This window comes from Saccharothrix sp. NRRL B-16348, assembly GCF_001280085.1.
Taxonomy (GTDB): domain Bacteria; phylum Actinomycetota; class Actinomycetes; order Mycobacteriales; family Pseudonocardiaceae; genus Actinosynnema.
In genome coordinates, this window is record NZ_LGED01000198.1 from 15,699 (window position 1) to 39,116 (window position 23,418).

Annotated in this window: 20 protein-coding genes; 9 read left to right on the forward strand and 11 right to left on the reverse strand. The window is 70.5% G+C overall.

Annotated features, from left to right (window positions below; translation table 11 throughout):
* Positions 1-109: 109 nt before the first annotated feature.
* Complete coding sequence (gene eat, locus ADK67_RS20440; protein WP_053718060.1) at positions 110-1,525, forward strand: ethanolamine permease; 1,416 nt, start codon at positions 110-112, stop codon at positions 1,523-1,525.
* A gap of 36 nt (positions 1,526-1,561) precedes the next feature.
* Here the strand turns inward: eat and ADK67_RS20445 are convergent, their stop codons facing one another.
* Together ADK67_RS20445 and ADK67_RS20450 are read right to left on the reverse strand one after the other, a co-directional pair.
* Complete coding sequence (locus ADK67_RS20445; protein WP_053718061.1) at positions 1,562-2,212, reverse strand: hypothetical protein; 651 nt, start codon at positions 2,210-2,212, stop codon at positions 1,562-1,564.
* Positions 2,209-2,724 carry a SigE family RNA polymerase sigma factor gene (locus ADK67_RS20450; protein ID WP_053718062.1) on the reverse strand — a complete coding sequence of 172 codons (516 nt, stop codon included), beginning with the start codon at positions 2,722-2,724 and terminating at the stop codon, positions 2,209-2,211. The genes ADK67_RS20445 and ADK67_RS20450 overlap by 4 nt, the downstream gene beginning before the upstream one ends.
* Before the next feature lie 144 nt (positions 2,725-2,868).
* Here ADK67_RS20450 and ADK67_RS20455 point away from each other — a divergent pair, with 144 nt between their 5' ends.
* Positions 2,869-3,330 (forward strand): CAP domain-containing protein, encoded by a 462-nt coding sequence (locus ADK67_RS20455; RefSeq protein WP_082403639.1) that lies wholly within the window; start codon positions 2,869-2,871, stop codon positions 3,328-3,330.
* Here the strand turns inward: ADK67_RS20455 and ADK67_RS20460 are convergent.
* Positions 3,320-6,499 carry an NACHT domain-containing protein gene (locus ADK67_RS20460; protein WP_053718063.1) on the reverse strand — a complete coding sequence of 1,060 codons (3,180 nt, stop codon included), beginning with the start codon at positions 6,497-6,499 and terminating at the stop codon, positions 3,320-3,322. The two genes, ADK67_RS20455 and ADK67_RS20460, sit on opposite strands and share 11 nt — an antisense overlap.
* 52 nt (positions 6,500-6,551) lie before the next feature.
* On the reverse strand, positions 6,552-7,571 hold the full coding sequence (locus tag ADK67_RS20465; protein ID WP_053718064.1) for a serine hydrolase domain-containing protein: 1,020 nt from the start codon (positions 7,569-7,571) through the stop codon (positions 6,552-6,554).
* Between the two features lie 118 nt (positions 7,572-7,689).
* Between ADK67_RS20465 and ADK67_RS20470 the strand changes: the two genes are divergently transcribed.
* From ADK67_RS20470 to ADK67_RS20485, 4 genes are all read left to right on the forward strand, one after another.
* A complete protein-coding gene (locus tag ADK67_RS20470) occupies positions 7,690-8,553 on the forward strand; it encodes a 3-hydroxybutyryl-CoA dehydrogenase (protein WP_053718065.1) in 864 nt (287 codons plus the stop codon).
* A gap of 538 nt (positions 8,554-9,091) precedes the next feature.
* Complete coding sequence (locus ADK67_RS20475; RefSeq protein ID WP_053718066.1) at positions 9,092-10,090, forward strand: tryptophan dimethylallyltransferase family protein; 999 nt, start codon at positions 9,092-9,094, stop codon at positions 10,088-10,090.
* Positions 10,091-10,099: 9 nt separating this feature from the next.
* Positions 10,100-11,467: a tryptophanase gene (locus ADK67_RS20480; protein ID WP_053718067.1), complete on the forward strand. Its 1,368-nt coding sequence runs from the start codon at positions 10,100-10,102 to the stop codon at positions 11,465-11,467.
* Between the two features lie 68 nt (positions 11,468-11,535).
* Positions 11,536-12,102, forward strand: a complete 567-nt coding sequence (locus ADK67_RS20485) for a hypothetical protein (RefSeq protein ID WP_157620650.1) — start codon at positions 11,536-11,538, stop codon at positions 12,100-12,102.
* Between the two features lie 4 nt (positions 12,103-12,106).
* On the opposite strand, the gene ADK67_RS20490 is transcribed toward ADK67_RS20485, so the two are convergent.
* The 6 genes from ADK67_RS20490 to ADK67_RS20515 all read right to left on the reverse strand — a co-directional run bounded on the left by ADK67_RS20490 (position 12,107) and on the right by ADK67_RS20515 (position 18,727).
* The gene (locus ADK67_RS20490; RefSeq protein WP_053718069.1) at positions 12,107-12,700 is read right to left on the reverse strand and encodes a GTP-binding protein; all 594 of its coding nucleotides are present in this window, start codon (positions 12,698-12,700) and stop codon (positions 12,107-12,109) included.
* Entirely contained in the window at positions 12,681-13,052 is a 372-nt protein-coding gene (locus ADK67_RS20495; RefSeq protein WP_053718070.1) for a DUF742 domain-containing protein, read from the reverse strand. Before ADK67_RS20495 ends, ADK67_RS20490 begins: the two co-directional genes overlap by 20 nt.
* Entirely contained in the window at positions 13,052-13,489 is a 438-nt protein-coding gene (locus ADK67_RS20500) for a roadblock/LC7 domain-containing protein (protein WP_053718071.1), read from the reverse strand. Before ADK67_RS20500 ends, ADK67_RS20495 begins: the two co-directional genes overlap by 1 nt.
* Before the next feature lie 44 nt (positions 13,490-13,533).
* On the reverse strand, positions 13,534-15,951 hold the full coding sequence (locus ADK67_RS20505) for a sensor histidine kinase (RefSeq protein ID WP_053718072.1): 2,418 nt from the start codon (positions 15,949-15,951) through the stop codon (positions 13,534-13,536).
* A 212-nt stretch (positions 15,952-16,163) separates the two neighbouring features.
* Positions 16,164-17,093: an SMP-30/gluconolactonase/LRE family protein gene (locus ADK67_RS20510; protein WP_053718073.1), complete on the reverse strand. Its 930-nt coding sequence runs from the start codon at positions 17,091-17,093 to the stop codon at positions 16,164-16,166.
* A gap of 89 nt (positions 17,094-17,182) precedes the next feature.
* Complete coding sequence (locus ADK67_RS20515) at positions 17,183-18,727, reverse strand: NB-ARC domain-containing protein (protein ID WP_053718074.1); 1,545 nt, start codon at positions 18,725-18,727, stop codon at positions 17,183-17,185.
* A gap of 317 nt (positions 18,728-19,044) precedes the next feature.
* Here ADK67_RS20515 and ADK67_RS20520 point away from each other — a divergent pair, with 317 nt between their 5' ends.
* Both ADK67_RS20520 and ADK67_RS20525 read left to right on the forward strand, forming a co-directional pair.
* Positions 19,045-20,457 carry a DUF1996 domain-containing protein gene (locus ADK67_RS20520; RefSeq protein WP_053718075.1) on the forward strand — a complete coding sequence of 471 codons (1,413 nt, stop codon included), beginning with the start codon at positions 19,045-19,047 and terminating at the stop codon, positions 20,455-20,457.
* 2 nt (positions 20,458-20,459) lie between these two features.
* Entirely contained in the window at positions 20,460-20,813 is a 354-nt protein-coding gene (locus ADK67_RS20525; protein WP_053718076.1) for an Imm1 family immunity protein, read from the forward strand.
* Positions 20,814-20,876: 63 nt separating this feature from the next.
* On the opposite strand, the gene ADK67_RS20530 is transcribed toward ADK67_RS20525, so the two are convergent.
* The gene (locus tag ADK67_RS20530) at positions 20,877-22,355 is read right to left on the reverse strand and encodes a PucR family transcriptional regulator (RefSeq protein ID WP_157620652.1); all 1,479 of its coding nucleotides are present in this window, start codon (positions 22,353-22,355) and stop codon (positions 20,877-20,879) included.
* 174 nt (positions 22,356-22,529) lie between these two features.
* Here ADK67_RS20530 and ADK67_RS20535 point away from each other — a divergent pair, with 174 nt between their 5' ends.
* Positions 22,530-23,417, forward strand: a complete 888-nt coding sequence (locus ADK67_RS20535) for an FAD binding domain-containing protein (protein WP_053718077.1) — start codon at positions 22,530-22,532, stop codon at positions 23,415-23,417.
* The last annotated feature ends 1 nt before the right edge of the window (position 23,418 follow it).

Genomic DNA, 23,418 nt, shown 5'->3' on the forward strand with positions numbered 1-23,418 from the left:
CCGCCATCCCCGCTCAGGCAACTCGTCGCCGGAGTGCCTGTTGACACGATCCGGTGACGCGCGCCACTCTCCCTGCAAAGGAGCGCGACTGACCCATTAGGGAGCGCAGATGGCCAAACACGTCGAGTACGAGAAGGTGGGCAGCGACTACCTGGAGCACCGGCAGCTCAAGCGGGGCGCCGCGGGCTGGGTGCTGCTGGCGGGTCTGGGGGTCTCCTACGTCATCTCCGGCGACTTCGCCGGGTGGAACTTCGGGCTCGCCCAAGGCGGCTGGGGCGGCCTGCTGGTCGCGACGATCCTGATGGGCGCCATGTACACGTGCATGGTGTTCGGCCTGGCGGAGCTGGCCGCCGCGCTGCCCGTGGCCGGCGCCGGGTACGGCTTCGCCCGCCGTGCGCTGGGACCGCTGGGCGGTTTCGCGACGGGCATCGCGATCCTGGTCGAGTACGCCATCGCGCCCGCCGCGATCGTCGTGTTCATCGGCGACTACGTGCAGGCGCTCGGGCTGTTCGGGCTCACCAGCTCGTGGCCGGTGTACCTGGTCTGCTACGCGATCTTCGTCGGCGTGCACCTGTACGGCGTGGGCGAGGCGTTGCGGCTGATGTTCGTGATCACCGGTGTCGCGGTGGTCGCGCTGATCGCGTTCGTGGTCGGGATGGTGCCGAAGTTCGACTCGACCAAGCTGTTCGACATCGGGGACGGCAGCTTCCTGCCGTTCGGGTTCGCCGGGGCCATGGGCGCGCTGGTGTTCGCGATCTGGTTCTTCCTCGCGGTCGAGGGCGTGCCGTTGGCGGCCGAGGAGGCGCGCGACCCGAAGAAGGACATGCCGCGCGGCATCATCGGGGCGATGCTGGCGCTGCTGGTGTTCGCGGCGGCGATCCTCGTGTTCGCGCCGGGCGGCGCCGGTTCGGCGGCGTTGATGTCGTCCGGCAACCCGTTGCCCGAGGCGGTGCGCGCGGCGTACGGCGGCGACAACGCGCTGGCGCGGATCGTGAACTACGTGGGTCTGGCCGGGCTCGTGGCGTCGTTCTTCTCGATCATCTTCGCGTACTCCCGGCAGCTGTTCGCGCTGTCGCGCGCCGGTTACCTGCCGCGCTGGCTGTCGAAGACCGGCAAGCGCAAGACGCCGTACCTGGCGCTGATCGTGCCCGGCACCGTCGGGTTCGTCCTCGCGGCGATCATGAAGAGCGGCGCGACGCTGATCAACATCGCGGTGTTCGGCGCGGCGCTGTCGTACGTGCTGATGATGGTGTCGCACATCGTGCTGCGCGTGCGCGAGCCGGGGTTGGCGCGGCCGTACCGGACGCCGGGCGGCGTCGTCACCACCGGGGCGGCGCTGGTGCTCGCGGTGGCGGCGGTCGTGGCGACGTTCTTCGTGGACGAGCTGGCCGCCGGGATCACCGCGGGCATCGTCGTGGTGGCGCTGGCGTACTTCTGGTTCTACAGCAGGCACCACCTGGTGGCCGCCGCGCCGGAGGAGGAGTTCGCCGCCATCGCGCAGGCCGAGGAGGAGTTGAAGGACTGACCGGTGGGTCGGGTGGCGGCTTCCACCGCCACCCGGTCACCGGTCGCCGGGCAGGTACGGCGGCTCGCCGCCGTCGGCGCGCACGATCGCGGCGAACACCTCCACCGGCCGCGTGATGTCGCCGAAGCGGATGACGTCGTCGCGGAACAGCGTGCCGCAGTTCAGGTCGACGCGGACCTGGTGCCGCGTCCCGTCCGGGTAGCCGAAGACGATCGCGTAGTGCGCGAGCCCGATCGCCCGGCAGCCGTCGACCTTGTACGGGTAGGGGTACTCGGCGGACAAGTCGTTCATCGCCCGCACCACGGTCGCGATGTCGTGCCGGATCTCGGCGCGGTAGTAAGCGCCCGGCGGCCCGCCGTAGACGCAGAGCAGGGCGTTCACCGCCGACTCGTCCGCCACCGGACCCTCCGTTCCTTGCCGCGGCGGCTTGTGCTGCACCTCGGCCGGGCAGTCGAGCGTGGGCACGATCACGATCGGCGGCGGGGTGGCGACCGGGTTCTCCTCCCGGACGGAGCCGAACAACTGTGCCCCCGCCAACGCGCCCGCGGTCAGCGCGACGACGAGACCCGTGGCCACCACCCCACGTGCCCTGCGCCGCCTCCGCACCCGCCGGCCCACCTCCGCCACCCGGTCGACCTCCGGCAGCTCCGGCACGGCGTCGGCCAGCAGGTCGCGCAATCCCTTCACAGCACTACCCCCTCTTCCATCAACGTCCTGAGCACGGCGTCCTCCCGCAGCACGGCGAGCGCGCGTGACGTGTGCGTCTTGATCGACCCGGTGGAGCAGCCCAGCGCCCGGGCCGCCTCCTCCACGCTGCAGTCCTCGAAGTACCGCAGCACCACCACCGCCCGCTGTCGGCTGCTCAACCGCGCGAGCCGGGCGCGCACGGCCAGCCGCACGACCGCGTCACCCGCCACGTCGTCCCGCGTCACGGTGTCCGGCACCGCGGCGGACGGCGTCTCCGCCCGCCACCGCCGCCGCCACCAGGTCACGTACGTCGTGTAGAGCACGCGCCGGGCGTAGGCGCCGGGCTCGTCGACCTTCGACCAGCGCTCCCACAGCCGGACCAGCGCGACCTGGACCAGGTCCTCGGCCTTGTGCTCGTCACCGGTCAGCAACCAGGCCGCGCGGACCAGCGAGTCGGACCGTTCGGCGACGAACTCGGCGAACCCCTCTGGGGACCCCGGATCACTGCGCATCGTTACCTCCACCCCCCAGACGACGTGACCCTCGGGGTCGGTTGACACGACGTCACCACCGGTTCCACCGATCGTGGAATACAGGTCTTCCCGGGAGTGGGAACCCCTTGACAACGAGACGCCGACACGAGGAGGAGAGAAGCGATGGGATCCAGGACGTTCACGGCCGGTCTGGCCGCCGCCGCGCTACTGGTCACGGCCACTCCGGCCCTCGCCGCGCCGACCTACGAAGACCGGGTTTTGACGCTGACGAACGGGGAACGCGCCGCCGCGGGCTGTCCGGACCTCGTGCCGAACGACAAACTCGCCGCCGCGGCGCGCCGGCACACCGACGACATGGCGCGCACCGGCAACTTCAGCCACACCGGATCGGACGGCAGCACGGCGGGGCAACGCGTCACCGATGCGGGGTACCCCTTCCGGCTGATGGCGGAGAACATCGCCGCCGGTCAGGGCACCGCCGAGGAGGTCGTGCGCGCCTGGATGAACAGCGAGGGCCACCGGGCCAACATCGTGAACTGCGAGCTGCGCGACCTCGGCGTGGCCCACGCCGTGGACGGCAACAACAAGGCCTACTGGACGCAGGACTTCGGCGTCACGGGCTGACCCGCTGCGACACCGTCGAGACGACCTCGACGGCGCTGCCCTCGCCCAGCAGCTCCGCGCCGACCACCTTGGTCATCAGCCCCTGCACCTTCACCAGCAGCCCGCGACGCCCGGCGAACGCGGCCAGGTTCACCGGACTGCCCTCGGTGAAGGCGATCTCCTTCAGGTTGGGCAGGCCCGCGATGGGCGCCAGCGCCCGAGGGTCCCGTGTGGAGCTGACCACCAGCCGTTCCAACAGCGACAGCCCGGCCAACGGCCGCAGGTCGAACACCGTCGTGTGCGCCAGGTCCAGCTTCACCAGGTTCCGCAACGCGGCGATCGGCCCGATGTCGAGGGTGCCGCACTTGCGCAGGACCAGGTGCAGGAGCGTCCCGGCCCACCGCTCGACCGCGTCGATGTTCAGCAGGCGCGCGTCCTCGACCCGCAGCTCGCCCGGACCGGTCAGGAACGTCAACGCGTGCAGGTCGTGGAGTCCGCGGATGCCGTACAGCTTCAGCACCCGCAACCCCCAACCACGCCTGAGCGCGGCCAGCGCGGTGACGTCGCAGCCGCCGATGAGGTTCAAGCGGGACAGGTCCGACTGGCGGCGCAGGCCGTCGAGACCGGTCGTCTCCACGGCCGTCACGCGGAGCGAGCGCAGCGCGGGCAGCAGGCCGAGCGGCGCGACGTCCAGCCTGCCGGGGCGCACGACCCGCAGGTGCGTCAACGCCGGCGTGTCCAACGTGCCGAGGTCCACCTCGCCCTTGGCGAGCAGGTCCAGCACCCGGACCTGGGGCGGCACGAAGTCCAGCGCACCCGGTGGCGCGGCGCACTGCACCCGCTGCACGTGCTTCAGGTGGCGCAGACCGCGCGCCATGTCGGGGTCGGTGAGGCTGACCGACTGGACCGGCACGTCCGCGAGAACGGTGGACGCGTATGCCTCCGGGTCGAAGTTGTTCCACGCCAGGACCAGTTCCTGCCGCACGCGTGCCCTGGTGTCCGACCGGTACCCCGCCAGCAGCGGCAGGGCGTCGTCCAGGCCGATCGCGGCGGCCGCGCGGATGGTCGCGGCGACCTCGGCCTCGGTGCGCGGTCGTGAGGCGGCGAGCAGGTCGAGCACGAACGCGCCCGCGGAGGCGAACGCCTTGGCCGCCGTGACCGAGCGCGGCGGCAGCAGGCGCGCGACCCGGTCCTGGATGCGGTCGCGGATGGCGGGGGTCAGCTCGGGCGCCGTCTCCAGGCACGCCACGGCGAGCAGGTGCAGGGCGGCGCGGTGCGCCTTGACCGCGTCCCCGCGGGTCAGGAGCCGGTCGAGCAGTTCGTCGCGCCGACCGCTCGACGCGTGGCCCGCGGCCATCACCACGACCTCGTGCCACTGGTCGAGGTGCGCGTGGGAGACGAGCGTGCCGATGTCGTCCACGTCGATCGCGGCGGCCGCCGCCAGGTACTCCTGGAACGTGCGGTGCACGAAGTCGACCCGGCCCTCGACCGGCTCGCGCAGCAGGCCGCTGCGTTCCAGCAGGTGCCGGTAGACGTCCTCGGCGGACGCGCCGACCTCCGGCATCGACGTCAACCGGCGCTCGACCTGGCCGATCGCGCGGTCGACCGGCGCGTCGGTGAGGTCGTTGCGGATGAACCAGTAGGCGAGGTCGCCGAGGAGGAGGACCTTGCGGGTCCGGGTCAACCCCGGCAGCGGCTCGATGCGCCGCTCGGCGTCACGGCGTTCCAGCAGCATCTGCAACGCGGTGTCGTACAACTCCATGCGGCTGTCCGGCAGGTGGCCGCGCCGGTCGCGGTGCAGGGCGCACAGCAACGCGCACAGCAGCGGGTAGCCGGCGAGCTTGCGCAGGTGGTGCCGCGCGCCGAACTGCTCCAGCAGCCGTCGCTGGTAGCCGGCCAGTTCGGCGCGGGCCAGGTCGTCGGACAGCTGCGAGCGCATGGCGTCGTGCCAGCGCTCCACGAACACCCGCACGTCGGTGGGCGTCATGGGTTGCAGGGACGCCACGGCGAACTCGTCGGCCGCCAACCAGTCCGGGTCGACGGCGCTCGGGCGTGACGTCACCACGAACCGCGCCGCGGGGAACGCGAGGACCAGCGACCGCAGCCACTCGCGGGCCTCCTGGCGGCGGTGCGGCGCGAGCTCGTCCACGCCGTCGACCAGGATCAGGCCGTGGCCCGAGCGCAGTTGCCGCTGGACCCAGCCCGGCGGCATCTCGTCGGCGATGTGGCGGCCGACCTCGTCCAGGAACCGTTCGGCGGGAGGCAGGTCGCGGTCGGCGTAACGGCGCAGCGGCACGAAGAACGGGATGGTGTCGTTCCACCTGGTCAACGGCTCGGGGAAGTCCCGTTGCGCGCTGCGGACCGCGATCCACTGCAACAGGGTGGTCTTGCCCAGGCCCGCCTCACCGCGGACGAAGATCCGGTCGCCGGACGCCAGCAGGTCCTCCACCCGGCGTCCGGGCGTGAGGTAGTCGGTGGCCGCGCCGTCGGCGGTGAGGCTGATGTAGGCCACCGACAGCGGGTAGCGGCGGCTCGCCTCGGACAGCGTGGCGCCGAACATCTCGACCTGGTCGAGCGTGCGGGCGACGAGTTGCCGGTAGTCGTAGGAGAAGTCGGTGGAGCTGCGCCGTTGCGGCAGCCGGGCCAGCACGTCGCGGATGCCGGTGATGACCTCGGTCTCGCGGCGCAGGATCTCGGTCAGCGCGCTCGGGCCGAACGGCGGCAGCTTGCGGGCGATCTCGATCACGTACCCGGCGCACTCGCGCAGCAGCAGGCCGTAGAGCTGGGCGCCGTCCGTGGACAGCCCGTTGGTGGCGTCGGCCGCACGTGCGCGCAGGTGCCGGTCGAGCCGGCGGGCGTCGAGGTCGGCGGCGAACAGGTCGTCGTCGTCCAGCGCGGCCCGGTCGAACGTCTCGCGGACGGCCTCGATCGCGGCGAGCCGCTCGTGCTCCGGTAATCGGCGGTACTCGGCGTCCATGATCGGCTGGACCCGCTCGACCACGGCGTCGGTGAACTGCTCGCCCATCCGCCGCAGCTTGCGCTGGTCGAGCGCGCCGGTCAGCCGCTTCTCCAGCAGGTCGACCCCGGTGCCGCCGACGGCGGCCGTGACCGACTTGTCCCCCAGCCACAGCTTGAGCGCGCTGCGGACCACCGACGCGCCCAACGGGATCAGCGCGATCTCGATGCCCATGCCCACAGCCTCGCACCCGCCGTTGCCGACGGGTGCGGGGTTCGGGTGAAAGTCAGCAGTAGACCGAGCTGAACAGCCCCACGACCGCGGCCGCGGGCACCTCGGTCGGCAACGGGTTGTAGGACAACGTGGCCCGCGTGCCGTCGTCCGCGCGGGTTGCGTAGGTCAGGTAGCCGATCAGCTCGCCGCCGTGACCCCACACCGAACGGCCGCACGGCAGGTCGAACCGCTGCAACCCCAGGCCGTAAGCGAAGATCGTGCCGGTGTCGTTCCTCGTCTGCCGCATGGCTTCGAGGGACGCGGCGCTGGTCAGCCTGCCGCTCAGGAGCGCGTCGAAGAACCGGTTGAGGTCGTCGGCGGTGGAGATCATCTCGCCCGCCGCCCAGTCCAGGGACGGGTTCATCAGGGTCGCGTCGACCAGCCGTCCGCCGACCTCGGTGTAGCCGCGGGCGTGCGGGTGCGGCAGGCCCGGCCACTGCCCCGGCACGGTGGTGCGGGTCAGGCCGAGCGGGCGCAGGATGCGTGAGCGCACCTCGTCGCCGTAGGTCCGCCCGGTCACGCGTTCGATCAGCATCCCGGCGACGATGTAGTTGGTGTTCGAGTAGTGCCACCCCTCTCCGGGGTCGAAGTAGGGCGTCCCGGCGAACGCCACGTCCAGCAGCTCCCGGGGCTGGTAGGTCCGGAACCGGTCCGCGCCGCGCCACCGGTTGGTCGAGTAGCCCGCCTCGTGCGCGTAGTCGTAGAGGCCGCTGGTGTGGTTGAGCACCTGGCGCACGGTGATCAGGTCGCCCTTCGGCGCACCGGCCACGTACCGGTCGACGGGGTCGTCCAACCCCACCCGGCCCTCGTCCACCAGCTGCATCACGACGGTGGCGACGAACGTCTTGGTGGCGCTGCCGATCCGGAAGTGCCCGCCGACCGACGCCTCGCCCGCCGCGTCCGCGCGGGTGCCGGTGGAGTCCTCGACGGTCAGCAGCGCACCGGACGCCCAGCCTTGCTCCACCCACCCGTCCAGTGCGGGGAACGTGCTGGTCACGGCCAGCACGACGCCGGCAATCGCAGTGTTGATCATCACGTGGGCAACGCTAGGCACCGCCGCGGCGGCCGACCATGAGGAGCGCCACCGGGTCGGCTGTGGAAAACCCCAGTGGTGATGTGCCCCCGGCCGGGGCCCCTGGCAGGATCGGGGCGTGAGTGACATTCAACGTGTTGGAGTGGTGGGATCGGGCCTGATGGGCTCCGGCATCGCCGAGGTCTGCGCGCGGGCCGGGCTGGACGTGCTGGTGGCCGAGGTCAGCCCGGACGCCACTGAGGCCGCGCGGGGGCGGATCGCCTCTTCGCTCGGCCGGGGTGTGCGCAGCGGCAAGCTGTCCGCCGAGGACCGGGACGCCGCACTGGAGCGCCTCCGGTTCACCACCGACCTCGCCGACTTCGCCGACCGGAACCTGGTCGTGGAAGCCGTCGCGGAGAACGAGCAGGTCAAGACCGAGGTGTTCGCGGCGGTGGACAAGATCGTCGTGGACCCGGACGCGATCTTCGCGTCCAACACCTCCTCGATCCCGATCATGAAGCTGGGCATGGCCACCAGCCGTCCCGAGCAGGTCATCGGCGTGCACTTCTTCAACCCGGTGCCGGTGTTGAAGCTCGTCGAGCTGGTGCCGTCGCTGCTGACCGGCGACAAGACGAAGGCCAGGGCCGAGGCGTTCGTGACCGGGGTGCTGCACAAGGAGGTCATCCGCTCGCAGGACCGGGCCGGGTTCGTCGTCAACGCCCTGCTGATCCCCTACCTGCTGTCGTCGATCCGGATGCTGGAGTCCGGGTTCGCCAGCGCCGACGACATCGACAACGGCATGGTGCTCGGCTGCGCGCACCCGATGGGTCCGCTGCGCCTGACCGACCTGATCGGCCTGGACACCACCAAGGCGATCGCCGAGTCGATGTACGAGGAGTTCAAGGAGCCGCTGTACTCGCCGCCGCCGTTGCTGCTGCGCATGGTGGACGCCGGGCTGCTGGGCAAGAAGAGCGGGCGCGGGTTCCACAACTACGCGTCCTGAGCCGACCCACCGCCCGGGCCGGGGCGTCCGCGGGGCCGTCGATCCTGTGATCGGCGGCCCCGTCCGCATGTCCGCCGACGCATTACCACAGCACCGCGCCCGCCGTCACTCGAACAACTGCCCGAACAATTAACAGCAGCGTCTCGAATGGTGGAGAACATTAGCCGGCAAACGATCGACCGTACCGTGGGCCGGCCTGGGCACAAAATGCCACGATCCGTCATCGAACGTGGCCGCGCGATTAGTGCGAAAGACTGACGAAGGTCTAGTCAATAGGCCGTTCGGAGTAGTCTTGATTACCGTCGTCTTCCTCGGGGTTACTGATCGACAGGACCTGTGACCTGCCTTTAGAGTGCCCTACGTCACGCTACGGCCGCCTGGTGGACAAGATTGCTTCGCCTAGCGTAACTTTCGACTCGCCCCCCACGAGGAGAACCCCGCCTTGGACCCTCAAAAAGTATCCATACGCGATTTCACGGGCCGACAGCTCAGCGCCCTCCTACATTCGCTGGGCATCACGGGAAATAGCGTCAATTCCGTGGGACTGCTCGCGGACGCCCTCGGACCCGGCGGTCTCCGGCCGGTTTCCACCAGCCCGGCCTGGCCATCCGACGTGGCCGACGACCACACCCCGGTCGAGTTCTCGACAGCGTTCGCGGCGGGAGAGTCCCCCACCCTCCGCACGATCGTCGAACCCACCGCGACCAGGCCTTCCCGGGTCGCCAACACGTCGGCGGCGCTCGCCGCGCTCGACCGGATGAGGGACCGGGGCAGCCTGGACACCCGTCGTTTCGACGCGGTCAAGGACCTGTTCCTGCCGGCCAACCCGGAACGGGATTTCACGTTCTGGTACTCGCTGGTTTTCCGCCGCGACGAAGCACCGGCGGTGAAGGTCTATTTCAACCCGGAAGTGCGCGGCGAGGCCGCCGCCGAGGGACTGGTGCGTGAGGGTCTCGACCGGACCGGTTTCGCCGCCGGTTTCCCGGCGCTGCGGGCCAACGCGGTGACCAGATCGGGACTTGACAAGTATTCCTTCTTCGCACTCGACCTGGTCGAACAACGGCGGGCACGGGTGAAGGTCTACATCTCCCACCACGCCGCCGATGTAACGGACGTCACGCGTGCCGCGAACGCCGCGCGGGGCGTGGATGTGGACAGGGTGCCCGATTTCTGCTTGCTCACCGGCGGCAGCACCGGAACGTTCGACAAGCGCCCGCTCATTTCCAGCTACACGTTCCTGGACGGCGACGCGGCCGCGCCGAGCGGCTATTCCCTGTACGTGCCGATCCGGGACTACGTGGCCGACGACGAAGAAGCCCGTCGCCGGGTGCTCGCGGTGATGGACAAGTACAACCTCGACCCCACGCAGTTCGACAGCGCGCTGCGCACCATCGCGCGACGTCCGCTGGACGAGGGTGTCGGCCTGATCGCCCACGTGTCGCTGCGCATGGGCAGGCCGCGCCCCGGTGTCACCGTCTACCTCTCGTCCGAGGCCTACGACGTGGCCTCGCCGCGTTCGATCAGCCTGGCAGGCTAGGAGTCACCCATGCCCACGATGGAGCCGTACCGCATCAAGGTCGTGGAGCCCATCCCGATCACCACGCGCGCGCACCGCGAGCGGGCGCTGGCCGCTGCCGGGTACAACCCGTTCAACCTCGCCGCCACCGACGTGACGATCGACCTGCTCAGCGACTCGGGCACCGGCGCCCTGTCGGCCGAGCAGCAGGCGGCGGGACTGCGCGGTGACGAGACCTATGCGGGTGCGCGCTCCTACTACCGGTTCCGCGACGTGGTGCAGGATCTGACCGGCTACCCGCACACCTTCCCCGTCCACCAGGGGCGTGCGGCCGAGCGGATCCTGTTCACCGCGCTGCTCAAACCGGGCCAGGTCAGCGTCAGCAACACGCACTTCGACACCACGCGGGCGAACGTCGAGATCCTCGGCGGTGAGGCCGTCGACCTGCCGTGCCGGGCCGCCAAGGACCTCGACGACGACGCGCCGTTCAAGGGCGACATCGACCTGGACGCGCTGGAAGCCATCCTGTCCGGCCCGAGGGACGTCGCCATCGTGCTGCTCACCATCACCAACAACGGTGGTGGTGGGCAGCCGGTGTCGATGGCCAACATCAAGGCGGCGGCTGGGATCGCCCGGCGCCACGGTGTGCCGTTCTTCCTCGACGCGGCGCGCTTCGCGGAGAACGCGTGGCTGGTCACGCAGCGGGAGCCCGGCTACGAGCACCACACCCCGCGGCAGGTCGCGGAGGAGGCGTTCCGGCTGGCCGACGGGTGCGTGGCGAGCCTGAAGAAGGACGCGATCGTCCACATGGGAGGGTTGCTCGCCATCCGCGACCCGGAGCTGGCCGCCAAGTGCGAGCTGCTGCTGATCGCGACCGAGGGGTTCCGCACCTACGGCGGTCTCTCCGGCCGTGACCTGGAGATGCTGGCGCAGGGCCTGGTGGAGGTGACCGACCCGGAGTACCTGCGTGCCCGGGCGGACGCCACCGCGTACGTGGCCGAGCTGGCACGGGCGGCGGGGGTGGACAGCGTGCGGCCGACCGGCGTGCACGCGGTGTACCTCAACGCCGGACGCCTGCTGGGGCACCTCCCGCCGAGCCGGTTCCCGGGGTTCGCCCTGGCCACGGAGCTGTACCTGGCGGGCGGCATCCGGTGCGCCGAGCTGGGCTCGCTGTACCTCGGCGAGCTGGACGACGCGGGCGAGCTGCTCAAGCCCGCGCCGTACGAACTGGTCCGCCTGGCCATCCCGCGGCGGGTCTACACGCAGAGCCACCTGGAGTACGTCGGCGAGACGCTGGCGGAGATCGCGAAGGACCCCGAGCGGGTGCCCGGGTACCGGCTGACGCACGTGCCGAAGCTGTTGCGGCACTTCAACTGCCGGCTCGAACCGGTGGTGTAGGCGGAACGGGTGACCGGTTCCGGTCACCCACCGTCCCGGTCCCCGGTCGCGTCACTACGTTGGGCGACGTGAACGGACACCTGCGTCGACTCTCGGTGACGGCGATCCTCTTGACCGCGGTGGGTTGCTCCTCGGACGAGCCCTTGGCGACGTCCGAGGTGCGACCGACCACCACGTCGTCGAGCGCGCCTCCCGCTCCGTCCGACGCGCAGACGGCGTGGGCGGCCACGGTGTGCGGGATCGACCAGGCGCTGATCGAGGTGTCCCGGGCCCACAACCGGATCTCGCCGGGGTGGCGCGACGCGCCCGGCGCTCACCGGGCCGAGATCGTCGCGCTCCTGACCGACGTCGACAGCACGCTCAAGTCGTTGCAGCAGCAGGTGGCCACGCTGACCCCGGCGCCGTTCACCGGTGGTGACGCGATCGCGCAGGCGTACCGCCGCACGATCGACCCGTTGCAGGCCAGGATGGCCGAGTACGCCGCGAACGCCGCCACGTTCCCGCCCGAGGGCATCGCCGCGGCGTTCCGGCTGGCCTTGGTGGAGCTGGTGTCGTTCACCGTCGACGAGCCGGAGCTCGAAGACCCGGCGTACGCGCACGCGCGTCGCCTGGCGCCCCCCTGCGGCGGCCGTTGAGCGTTCAGGCCATGGCGTCGAGCCGGTCCATGGTGTGCTGGATCAGGCTGACCAGCACGGTCTTGGCCGACTCGCGGTCCCGCGCGTCGCACAGCACGAGCGGGATGGCGGCGTCCACGTCCAGCGCCCGCCGCACCTCGTCGACCTCGTAGCTGTGCGCGCCCTCGAAGCAGTTCACCGCGATGATGAACGGGATGCCGCGCCGCTCGAAGAAGTCGATCGACGGGAAGCTGCTGTCCAGCCGCCGCGTGTCGACCAGGATCACCGCGCCGATCGCGCCGTAGGCCAGCTCGTCCCACATGAACCAGAACCGGTTCTGGCCGGGGGTGCCGAACAGGTACAGCACCACCTCCGGGTTGATGGTGATGCGGCCGAAGTCGAGGGCGACCGTGGTCGTCTCCTTGGACTCCAGGCCCAGCACGTCATCGACGCCGACACCGGCCTCGGTGAGCAGCTCCTCGGTGTGCAGCGGGGGTATCTCGCTGACCGAGTTGACCATCGTCGTCTTCCCGGTGCCGAAGCCACCGGCGATGACGATCTTCACTGGGGTGGGTACGAGCAGTTCCCCACCCGGCCGCTCAGATTCCACGGACACCATCCAACACCGCCTGGAGCAGGTTCCGGTCCGGCACTTGCGGGACTCGGGAGGGGTCTCGGATCACGACGTCACCGCGCTGGATGAGATCGCTCAACAACACCTTGACGACGACGAGCGGCACGTCGAGGTACGCCGCGACCTCCGCCACGGACAACGGGCGCCGGCACAGCTCCATGATCTCCATGTGCTCGACCGACAGCGCGTCCGGGTCCGACGGCGACGGCATCGCGCGCACCTGGGTCACCAGGTGCAGCTCCGGCCGCAGCGGGCGCGTCCGACCGCGCACCATCGCGTACGGGCGGACCAGCGGGCCCGCGGCCTCGTCGTACCACCAGTCCTCGCGGCCCGCCATCAGGAGGACCTTCGGGCGGCGGGCAGGCTCGCCGCGGCGGTGCCGCGCGGCGCCGAGGACAGGTACGTGCCGACGCGCTTGACGAGCATGTTCATCTCGTAGGCGATCATGCCCATGTCGGAGTCCTCTTCGCCCAGGACGGCCAGGCAGGCGCCGTGGCCGGCCGCGGTGACGAAGAGGTAGGCGTGCTCCATCTCGACGATGGTCTGCCGCACCGCGCCGCCGCCGAAGTGCCGCCCGGTGCCGCGGGCGAGGCTCTGGAAAGCCGACGCCATCGCGGACAGGTGGTCCGAGTCGTCCTTCGACAGCCCGGGCGAACGGCCCAGCAGCAGACCGTCGGCCGAGAGGACCACCGCGTGCCGAGCTCCGACCACCCGGCCGACCAGGTCCTCCAACAACCAGTTCAGTTCGTTGTGCTGGCTGGTCATGTCGTTCATCGGGTTGCCTTTCCGGTTTCCAGTCGTCCGGCCACTGCTGCTGATCAGGGTTCGAGGTCGTCGGCGGGTGTCCGACGGGCGTCGCGTGTGCCCCGTTGGAACGCCGACAGGCCCTTGCGGACCCTCTCGGCGGACTTCTCGGGGTCGACCTCGGGGAGCGGTTCGGGCGAAGGGTGGAAATCGTTGCGCACCAACTGCGGCGCCAGGTTCTGCTGACGGCGCCTGCGTGGCAGTTCGGGTCGGTCGGCGGTGCCGGCCGACTCCGGCTCGTCCGCGGGCCACTCGGACGTGGCGCGCTTCCGCTGCGGCAGGTCCAGCTCGCCGCTGCGCTGCGACAGGTCCAGCCCGCCGCTCAGTCGTTCGACCTCTGGAAGGGAATCCTGGTTGGCTGCGGCCTCGGCCTGGGCCCAGAACCCTTCCAGGTCTCGGGAACCGTCGGGAAACCTGGCGTCTCGCACTGAGTCGTCGCCCTGCTCCGGGATGTCGTGGAAGGAGCGACGGGGCAGCTGCCGGGTCTCGGCGGGCTCCGTCGCCGTCGTGGGGCCCGCGACGATCGCGGACGGGATGAGCACGAGCGCGAGCGTGCCGCCGTAGGGCGAGTCGCGCAGCTCGACGTGGATGCCGCGGCGGGCGGCCAGCCGGGCGACCACGAACAGGCCGAGGCGCGACTCGCCGCGCAGGCGCATCGCGTCGAACTCCGGCGGGTCGGCCAGCATCGCGTTGTGCTGCTCGCGGTCCTCGGGGTTGATGCCGAGGCCGTGGTCCTCGATCTCCACCACGATGCCCTGCGGCACTTCGCTGGCGTGCACCTGCACCTGGGACCTCGGCGAGGAGAACGCGGTGGCGTTGTCCACGAGCTCGGCGATCAGGTGGATGGTGTCGGCGACGGCCGCGCCGACCAGCGCGGTGTCCGGCACGGGGTTCACCTTGACCCGCACGTACTGCTCGGTCTCGGCGACCGCGGCGCGCAGCACGTCGAGCAGGCGCACGGGCTTGCGCCACTGCCTGCCGGGCTGCTCGCCCGCGAGGATGATCAGGTTCTCGGCGTTGCGGCGGGCGCGGGTGGCGAGGTGGTCGAGCTGGAACAGCGCGTCGAGCTGCTCGGGGTTCTCCTCCTCGCGCTCCAGCTTGTCCAGGATCTTCAGCTGGCGGTGCACCAGGCCCTGGTTGCGGTGCGCGATGTCGAGGAAGACCCGGTTCACACCTTCGCGCGCCTGGCTCTCCTTGACGGCCGCGGCGACGGCGGTGTACTGGGCGGCGTTGAACGCGTCCGCCACCTGGCCGATCTCGTCGCTGCCGTAGTCCAGCGGCGGCACCTCGACCTCGACGTCGACGTGCTTGCCCTCGCGGAGCCGGTCGACGATGTCGGGCAGCCGTTCGTGCGCCAGGGTCAGCGAGTCCTTCTTCAACGCCGTGAGGCGCGTGATCAGGGCGCGGTTGACCAGGCGGTTCGACGTGCGGATCGCGATCAGGATGCCGATGATCACGGCGAGCAGCGCGACCAGGCTGCCGATCAGCACGGTGCGGAACTTGCTCTCGCCGCGGCCCATGGTGACGTTCACCGCGCTCGACGCCTGTTCGCTGACCAGCGCGACCAGCTCGTCGGAGATCGGGCCGCTGATGTTCTGCCACTCCTGCAGCGACCCGGCGTTGAGCGGATCCGGGCCGTTCTGGATCAGCCTGCCCTCGAACTCGACCAGCCGCTTCCACTGGTCGCCCTCGATCATGAACTGGTAGTGCTCGCGCACTTCCGGCTGGGCGTAGGGCGCGATCGAGTCGTAGGAGGAGTGGTAGGCGCCGACGAGGTTGGCGAACTCGATGTGCTCCTCGGGCGTGAACTGCTCGGCGGCCAGCGCGCTCGACGCGAGCGACGTGGCGCGGGACATCCAGTCGGCCGCCTTGAAGTACTCCTCGGCGGTGATGGCGCCCTTCACGGACTCGTGGTCCGGCACCACGCGCGCCTGCACGCTGAACAGCGCGTCACCGGCGTCGAGGAGGCTGTTGTAGTACGTGTAGATCTCGGTCTTCGAGGCGCGTTCTGCCTCGAGGGCGGCGCGGCGCTGCGGCAGTTGGTCCAGCAGCACGTTGAGCGCGTTGATCTTGTCGACGATCTCCTGCGGCGCCTGGGACGCCAGCTCGTCGAACGCCGTGCGCATCCCCACGACCGCGCGGTCGGTCTCGGCCTGCTGCACCTCGAGGTTGCTGGTGCCGAGGCCCGGCTGGCTCAGCGCGGTCATGCTGAGCTCGCGCTCCTTCTGCAGCGCGGCGAACGTCTGGACCGCCGGGATCGAAGCGTCCTTCACGCCGGACGCGACAGCGCGCAGGTAGAAGCCGTCGAACAGGGTGTACGACGAGAACAGCGCCCACATGATGAGCAGGACGATGCTGGGGACGACGACGACACCGGTGAGTCGTGAGCGGATCGTCTTGTAGTTCGTCTCCGTGGTGCTCTTCTGCTTCACAGCGCTCCGCAGCCTCGTCCGTTGCCAGGTCAGGCGCAGCACTAGGAACGCTGACTCTTCTTCACCCGATCGGCGACGGAACGGTAACACTCAAAGATCATCATTACGAAGAGACAGCGATCACTTGCGCGACGCGACGATGAGGTTACCCAGTCGAGTGATGCCGCGAACAGGGGGCCGATGTGAACTTCTCGACACCGGCCCCCTGACTTTCACGGCTTCGGCACCGAAACGGCGTTGTACGTCGTCGTGGGCGTGGGCGGTGTGGTGAAGCGGGCGTTGGGCAGGTAGAGCCGGCCGGCGAACGACGCGACCGTGGTCGGCACGTCGAACCGCGCGTCGGTGATCTTGGTCACGAGCGTGCCGCTCGACCCGTCCTTGGCCAGGGAAAACACGGCGACCACGTTCAGCCGGTTCTGCACGACGTAGAGCGTGCGGCCCTCGACCAGCAGCCCGTCCCCGTTGGTCAGCACCTCGCCGCCCAGGTCGACGGCGGTCGTCACGCCCGAGCGCGCGTCGACCCGGTGCAGTTGACCGGTGTTGCTCTGGACGATCAACAGCGCTTTGCCGTCGGGCGTCTCCGCGATCCCGTTGGCGTTGTTCACGCCGGGGGTCAGGACGAAGTCGCCGGACAGCGGAATCGCGGTGTGCGACTCCGGCAACGACCCGTGCCGGCCGAACGCGACGCGATAGAGCACCGCCTTCCGCGAGTCGGTGAAGTAGGCGGCGTCATCGGTGATCACGACATCGTTGACGAAAGTGTTCGCGTCCGGCGAGAACCGGTATGACTTGAGGATTGCTCCCGTCCGAGCGTCGACGACCCGCCCGTCCCCACCCGCCCCACCGGCCACGAACAACCGCTTGCGCCAATCGACCTTCAACCCGACCGAAGCCGTCCCCGGCCCCTGGCTGAACACCTCGCCGCGCCCGGTGCGGAGGTCGACGCGGAACAGGTCCCCGTCGGCCCGCGACCCGAAGTAGGCGGTGGGCGCGGCCCCGATCGCGATGCCTTCCGGCAGGAACCCGTCGGGCAGCCCGAACTCGGCGGGGAACGGGTGTGCTTGCGCTGCGGTGGCGGGCGCGGCGGTGACGAGGGAGACCCCCAGCACCACGGCGGCCAGCGCACCGAGTGTGCGAGACATGACCACTCCTTCTTCGCTCTTGAGGCGTCCCGGGAGTGTTTCGCAGCGCTCGACCTCCAGTGAACCCCAGCGCGCGCGTGGTCCGGCATCTACAGCAAACCGACAGGAGCCGGATCGGGGGACACTCGACCAGGAGGTCGCAGGGACTCCGACGGAACTGCGCGCTCCGCCTCAAGAGCCGCATCGGTCAGGCGGCCGTCCTTGAGATAGCCGACGACGAGCCGCATGCGCAGTTGGTGTTCGGCCGCGACGTTGCCCGCCGCACGTGCCGCGCGCACCCCTGCCTCGTGGACGGCGATCCAGTCCGGCACATCTTGCCGGTGTGGGAAGAATCCCCACATCACCTCGACCAACTGCCAGGCGAGGTCGTGCCACCCGTGGTCTGCGGCCGTGCGGACCACCGGAACGAGGTTGCCCCGTTCGGCCTCCAACCAGTCCAACGCCCGGTGGGCTTGGCCGAACGCGGCGGTGGCCGGCTGGTAACGGAGGTCGAAGCGCGGCCGGTCGGGCGCCACGGCCAGATCGGCGGCCACCGCGCATTCGAGGTACCACTCGGTCACGCGCAGCACCGCGGCGCACAGGTCGTCGGGCGGATCGCGCCGGGCGTGCTCGCGCGCGTGGGCGCGAACCAAGTCGTGATAGCGGAAGCGCTCTTCACCCACTCCGCCGAGGAGGTTCCTCTCCACCAAGGCGGACAGGATCTCCTCGACGTGCGCCAGGGGTTCGTCCACGAGCACCGCCGCGGCTTCGGCTCCGAACGACTCACCCGGGTGCAGAGCGCACAGGCGGTAGACCTTGGCGTGCGACGGCGGCAACTCCAGGTACGACGAGTCGAACACCGCTCCGACCGACACGCCGTCCCACAACGCCAGGGTCCCCAGCAGGTCGTCGCGCAGGGCGGCGACCTCCTTCGACAGCGCTCGCGCCGGCTTGGTCGACAGGCGGGCGCCCACGACGGACAGCGCGATCGGCAGGCCCGCGCAAAGGCGGGCCAGTTCCCGGGCCGCTTCGGGCTCCGACGTGACACGCGGACCGAGCGCGCGCTCGAGAAGTTCGACGGAGGTGCTCTCGTCGAACTCGCCTACCTGAACGAACCGTGCGCCATCGACCGCGAGACCGCTCAGCCGCCACCGGCTGGTGACGACGACCGCGCTGCCCGGCGATGTCGGCAGGAGCGGGCGGACCTGCGCCGCGGAGACCGCGTTGTCCAGCAGGACCGAGATCGAGCGGTCGGCGGTGAGGGAGCGGAAAGCGGCCTGCCTGCGCTGGAGCCCCGCCGGGATCGCGGCGGCCGGCACGCCCAACCCCGACAGGAACCACTCGAGCACCTCCTCCGGCGTCACGGGACCGTCACCGCCATCGAGGTCGAGGTCGGCGTAGAGCTGGCCGTCCGGGAACCTCGGCCGGACGCCGTGCAGCCACCGCAGGGCCAGCGATGTCTTGCCCACTCCGCCCGGACCGCCCACCACGACGACCAGCGGGTGCCCTTCATCCTTGGAGAGCCACTCGTCCAGTTCGGCCAGTTCACGCATCCGGCCGGTGAAGAACCTCTGGGACGGCGGCAGCTGGTGCGGCAGGGGTGGTTCCGCGTGCCGATGGAAGTGGACCTGACCGACGCTGTCCGCTTGAACCACGGCTCCGTGGGCAGTGCCAGTCACCACGTTGTTCCTGCCTTGCGGCACGTGCGCTCCTCACCTCGTACGCAACGTGGCTCGAGTGTCACAGAAATGGCGCGAATCTCAGTGGCGCGAGCGGGTGGAACGGGCAGTCATGGGACTGCTGGTCAAAGGCGGCCCCTCCTGGAGCGGAAGGTTAGGGGTCGGTTCAGATAACGAACGGGTAACGGTCAGGTCGCGGACTGGGTGCGGTACGTATGCCACTGTGTCCACCGCCCACCGGCGGTCGGGGTTCAACGCACACATGCGCGTACCTACGACGAGGTGACACATCCATGACGCGAAACCAGGGGCGGCACCGCTTCTCCCGGCGCACGAAGCTGACTGCCGGCGTGACCGGGTTGGCGCTCACGATCGGCCTGGCCGTCGCGATCAGCACCACCGGCGATCAGGGCACCGCCCAGGCTGACGGGGCCGACATCTCCCAGTTCGTCGACATCACGAAGCAGCAGCGCAACGTGAAGGCGCCCCAGCCGCAACGGGGCGCGAGCACCGGCACGTTCACCGTCGACTGCGGCCGCAACGAGAACGGCCACTTCAACCCGGACAACTTCATCGCGCAGCCGGGTGTCCGCAACGGCGCCGAGCACCTGCACGACTACGTGGGCAACGTGTCCACCGACGCCGACTCGACCGACGAGAGCCTGCTGGAAGCCGACACCACCTGCAAGAACGGCGACAAGTCGGCCTACTTCTGGCCGGTGATCCGGATCGACCGCGAGAACGAGGACGACGAGCCGGGCGAGCCGGCGGGCGCCGAGGTCGAGTGCCCGGACGTGCAGCGGAAGCTGCGCAACGTGCCGCGCCAGGCCAAGGCCGAGGTGGACCGCAACCTCCAGGCGATGAAGGACCAGATCGCCGAGGCCAACCAGAAGCTGAAGGCGGCGGCGAACGTCGACGACCCGAACTTCGTCAACAACGCCGTCCTCGGGCCGTTGCGGGACAAGCGGACCGCGGCGATCGACCGCATCGCCATCGCCATCGACCGGGTCGCCGAACGGCCGCGCGGGCTCAAGAGGCTCGCGCCGTGCACGGTGAAGGACGGCGACGCCAACGACGCCCAGGTCGCCGAAGCCGCCCAGGAAGCCGAGGCGGACGCGCCAGAGAAGGGTGACGGCAAGAGCGCCAGCGACGAGAACGAGCTGCCCGGCAACGAGGGCGAGATCCAGCGCCCGGAGGTCGTGGACATCACCTTCCGCGGCAGCCCCGCCGGCAAGGTCGAGGCGATGCCGCAGTTCCTCCGCGTCCTCTACGGCGACGCCAAGGTCTCCACGAACGGCCCGAAGAACGCCCGCAAGTCGTGGACCTGCACCGGTTTCGAGGACAAGGTGCTGATGGACAAGTACCCGATCTGCCCGGAGGGCAGCAAGGTCAAGCGCGTCCACGACTTCGCCAGCTGCTGGGACGGCAAGAACACCGATAGCGCCAACCACCGCGACCACATCGTCTACCCGAACGAGAACGGCAAGTGCCCGCGCGGCTTCAAGGCCGTGCCGCAGCTGCGGATCAGCTTGACGTACAACATCCCGCGTGACGTCCAGGTCGCCGGGCAGTACGCGGTCGACGCCTTCCCGCAGGAGGAGCACAACCCGTTCTCCGACCACGACGACTTCGCGAACGTGATGTCCGAGGAGATCATGAACCGACTGGTCCAGTGCGTGAACTCCGGCCGCCGGTGCAAGGAGTGACGATGATCCAGGCCAACTTCGCGTCCGGTGTGGACGAACTGCGCGCCACGGACGACGTGCGCCGCCTGCTCGACCGCCTCACGGTGGCCAGGGAAGCCACCCTCGTGCACGGTGACTGCCCGGACCACCGCGTGTGGGTCGGCGTGCGCGGTGACCGCGGGGCGATGCTGTTCACCGACGTGATCACCGGCTCGTGGGCCAGCCTCGGCGAGGGCCCGCGCCAACGCCCCCGGTACGCCGGGGTCGACTTCCCCACCCACTGCGAGATCCCGGTCGCCGACCTCGCCGTCGCGATCGAGGAGTTCCTCGCCACCGGACAGCGCCCGACGCTCGTCCCGTGGCAGCAGGTGAGGTGAGGAGGACGTCATCCCCGACCCGCGCGGCGGCGGGTCGGGGATGGCGCTCGTCCGGGACCGGGTTCAGCCGGCTTGCAGGGCCAGGTACAGGTCCACCCGTTCGGTGAAGTCCGACAGGTCCACGCCGAGCAGGTCCTCGACCCGCCCGATCCGGTACCGCAGGGTGTTCACGTGGACGTGCAGGCGCGCGGCGGCGGTGGTCCACGAGCCGGAGCAGTCCAGGAACACCCGGAGCGTGCCCACGAGGTCCGAGCCGTGCTCGGCGTCGTAGTCCAGCACCGGGCCGAGGAGCCGGCGGCGCAGCGAGCGGCGCAGTTCCTCGGGCACGCCGGCCAGCAGCAGTTGGTGCAGGGCGATCTCCTCCCCCGCCACCACGCACGTCCGCCCGGTCCGCCGTTCACCCAGCCGCCGGGCGTGCGACGCCTCCTCCGCCGCGCCGCGCAGCCCCGTGTGCCCCACCGGTGACGAGATCCCGACCAGCACCCTGGTCGAGCGCAAACCCGGTTCCAGCGTCCGCAACGCCGACCGCACGCCTTCCGTCCACGGCCCGGACGGCACCAGCGCGTACACCTCCGCGCCGACGGCGGACACCAGGAACGCCGACGTCACGGACGCCAGCACCTCGCCCACCAGCGCGACGGCCTGCTCCACCTGCCCGTCCGAGACCGACGCGGCCAGCACCCGCAGCGGCGCGTCCGGGTCCCACCCGACCGCCGCGATCCGCACGGCGAGGTCGCCGCCCGCGAACACCTGCCGCAGCAACGGCCCGGCCGCGCGGTTCTCGATCTCCCGCCCCTGCACGACCCGCGCTCGCTCCACGCCGACCAGGCTGGCCAGTTCGGCGGCCACCTCGTCCTGCGTGCGGTCGCCGGAGACCACGAGGATCCACGACGTCAGCCGCGAACCACCGCGCGCGGACACCGGCAGCAACGTCGTGCCGCGCACCACCCTGGGCAGCCGGTCGGCCAGCAGGAACTCCCGCACGAGCGCCGCCGCCTCCGGCAGCTCCGGCCCGGCGACGACGTGACCGGTGCACGACAGCACCCAGCACGGCGCGTCCAGTTCCGCCGCGCCGGCCGCCACCAGCTCGGACAACCCGCCGCCGTCGGCGACCACGGTCAGCAGGCGCCGGTGCCTGCCGAGCTGCGCGCCCGCGTCGCCCACCCGTTCGGCCGCCAGCTCCGACACCACCCGTTCGGTGATGGCCGCGAACGACAGGTCGACCGGCACCTCCAGCAGCGGCACGCCGTGCCGTTCGCACGCCTCGACCAGCGCCTCGGGCAATTCGCCCGCTTCGGGCGAGCTGGCCGCCAGCGCGGCGACTCCCGCCGCCGCCAAGGAAGCGACAAACTTTTCACAATCGGCGGCCGTCCGATGCCACAACAGGCCGGAGAGCACCAGCTCGCCACCGGACAGGTAACGGGCCGGATCGGGCAGCTCGGTGCCGTAGAGCCTGGTCACGGGCCTGTCCAGGGACTCGGCGCCGCCGACGAGGCGAAGTCGGAGTTCCGGCATCCCGAGCAGGCTCCGAACCAGCAACACGGGCGCCCCCTCCACGTCATCTCGCCGGTTTACCTTCGTCCGATCGTGTTTGTAGGAAAGCACAAATCCACCCGACGTAGGAGCCTGGGATTCATGCGCACCGCCGTAGCCGATCACCGTCCCGGGTCTGTGTACTGGCTCACACACCGCGCACTCCACCCAGCGAGGTAGCTGATGGATTTCCTCCGCCCCGACACCCTCGCCGAGGCGCTGGCACTCAAGGCCCAGCGCCCGGACGCCGTGCCCATCGCCGGCGGCACGGACGTGATGGTGGAGCTGAACTTCGACCACCGCCGCCCGGCCGCCCTGCTCGACCTGACCCGGATCGCCGAACTCCGCTCCTGGGACTCCGCCGGCGGCAACGGCGACGGCGGCACGGTGCGCATCGGCTCCGGCGTCCCGTACACGCGGATCATCGACGAACTGGGCGACCGCCTGCCCGGGCTCGCGATGGCGTCCCGCACGGTCGGTTCGCCGCAGATCCGCAACCGGGGCACGGTCGGCGGCAACCTCGGCGCCGCGTCACCCGCCGGCGACACGCACCCCGTGCTGCTCGCCGGGGACGCCACCGTGGAGGCCGCGTCCACCAGGGGCACCCGGCTGATCCCGGCCACCGAGTTCTACCTGGGCGTGAAGCGGCACGCGCTGGAGCCGGACGAGCTGATCACGGCGGTCCACGTGCCGGTCACGCGGGCGCCGCAGCAGTTCGCCAAGGTCGGCACGCGCAACGCCATGGTGATCGCGGTGTGCTCGTTCGCCGTCGCCCTGCACCCGGCGCGGCAGCGGGTCGGTGCGGCGGTCGGCAGCGCCGCGCCCACCCCGCGCCGGGCGTCGGCGGCCGAGGAGTTCCTGTCCGCCGAGCTGACCTCCGCCAACCAGTGGGAGTCGCCGAAACCGTTGCTGGACTCGGTGAAGCGGCGGTTCGGGGAACTCGTGGCGGAGGCCGCGAACCCCATCGACGACGTGCGCGGCTCGGCCGCGTACCGCAAGCACGCCCTCTCCGTGCTGGCCCGCCGCACGCTCGACTGGGCCTGGCGCGACTACTCCGAGAAGGTGACCTGAC

Coding starts and splice junctions, on each gene's coding strand:
- ADK67_RS20535 (WP_053718077.1), top strand. CDS start 22,530: ATGGATTTCCTCCGCCCCGACACCCTCGCCGAGGCGCTGGCACTCAAG.
- ADK67_RS20520 (WP_053718075.1), top strand. CDS start 19,045: ATGACGCGAAACCAGGGGCGGCACCGCTTCTCCCGGCGCACGAAGCTG.
- ADK67_RS20450 (WP_053718062.1), bottom strand. CDS start 2,724: ATGCGCAGTGATCCGGGGTCCCCAGAGGGGTTCGCCGAGTTCGTCGCC.
- ADK67_RS20495 (WP_053718070.1), bottom strand. CDS start 13,052: ATGGCGGGCCGCGAGGACTGGTGGTACGACGAGGCCGCGGGCCCGCTG.
- ADK67_RS20480 (WP_053718067.1), top strand. CDS start 10,100: ATGCCCACGATGGAGCCGTACCGCATCAAGGTCGTGGAGCCCATCCCG.
- ADK67_RS20525 (WP_053718076.1), top strand. CDS start 20,460: ATGATCCAGGCCAACTTCGCGTCCGGTGTGGACGAACTGCGCGCCACG.
- ADK67_RS20510 (WP_053718073.1), bottom strand. CDS start 17,093: ATGTCTCGCACACTCGGTGCGCTGGCCGCCGTGGTGCTGGGGGTCTCC.
- ADK67_RS20490 (WP_053718069.1), bottom strand. CDS start 12,700: ATGGTGTCCGTGGAATCTGAGCGGCCGGGTGGGGAACTGCTCGTACCC.
- ADK67_RS20455 (WP_082403639.1), top strand. CDS start 2,869: ATGGGATCCAGGACGTTCACGGCCGGTCTGGCCGCCGCCGCGCTACTG.
- ADK67_RS20460 (WP_053718063.1), bottom strand. CDS start 6,499: ATGGGCATCGAGATCGCGCTGATCCCGTTGGGCGCGTCGGTGGTCCGC.
- eat (WP_053718060.1), top strand. CDS start 110: ATGGCCAAACACGTCGAGTACGAGAAGGTGGGCAGCGACTACCTGGAG.
- ADK67_RS20465 (WP_053718064.1), bottom strand. CDS start 7,571: ATGATCAACACTGCGATTGCCGGCGTCGTGCTGGCCGTGACCAGCACG.
- ADK67_RS20500 (WP_053718071.1), bottom strand. CDS start 13,489: ATGAACGACATGACCAGCCAGCACAACGAACTGAACTGGTTGTTGGAG.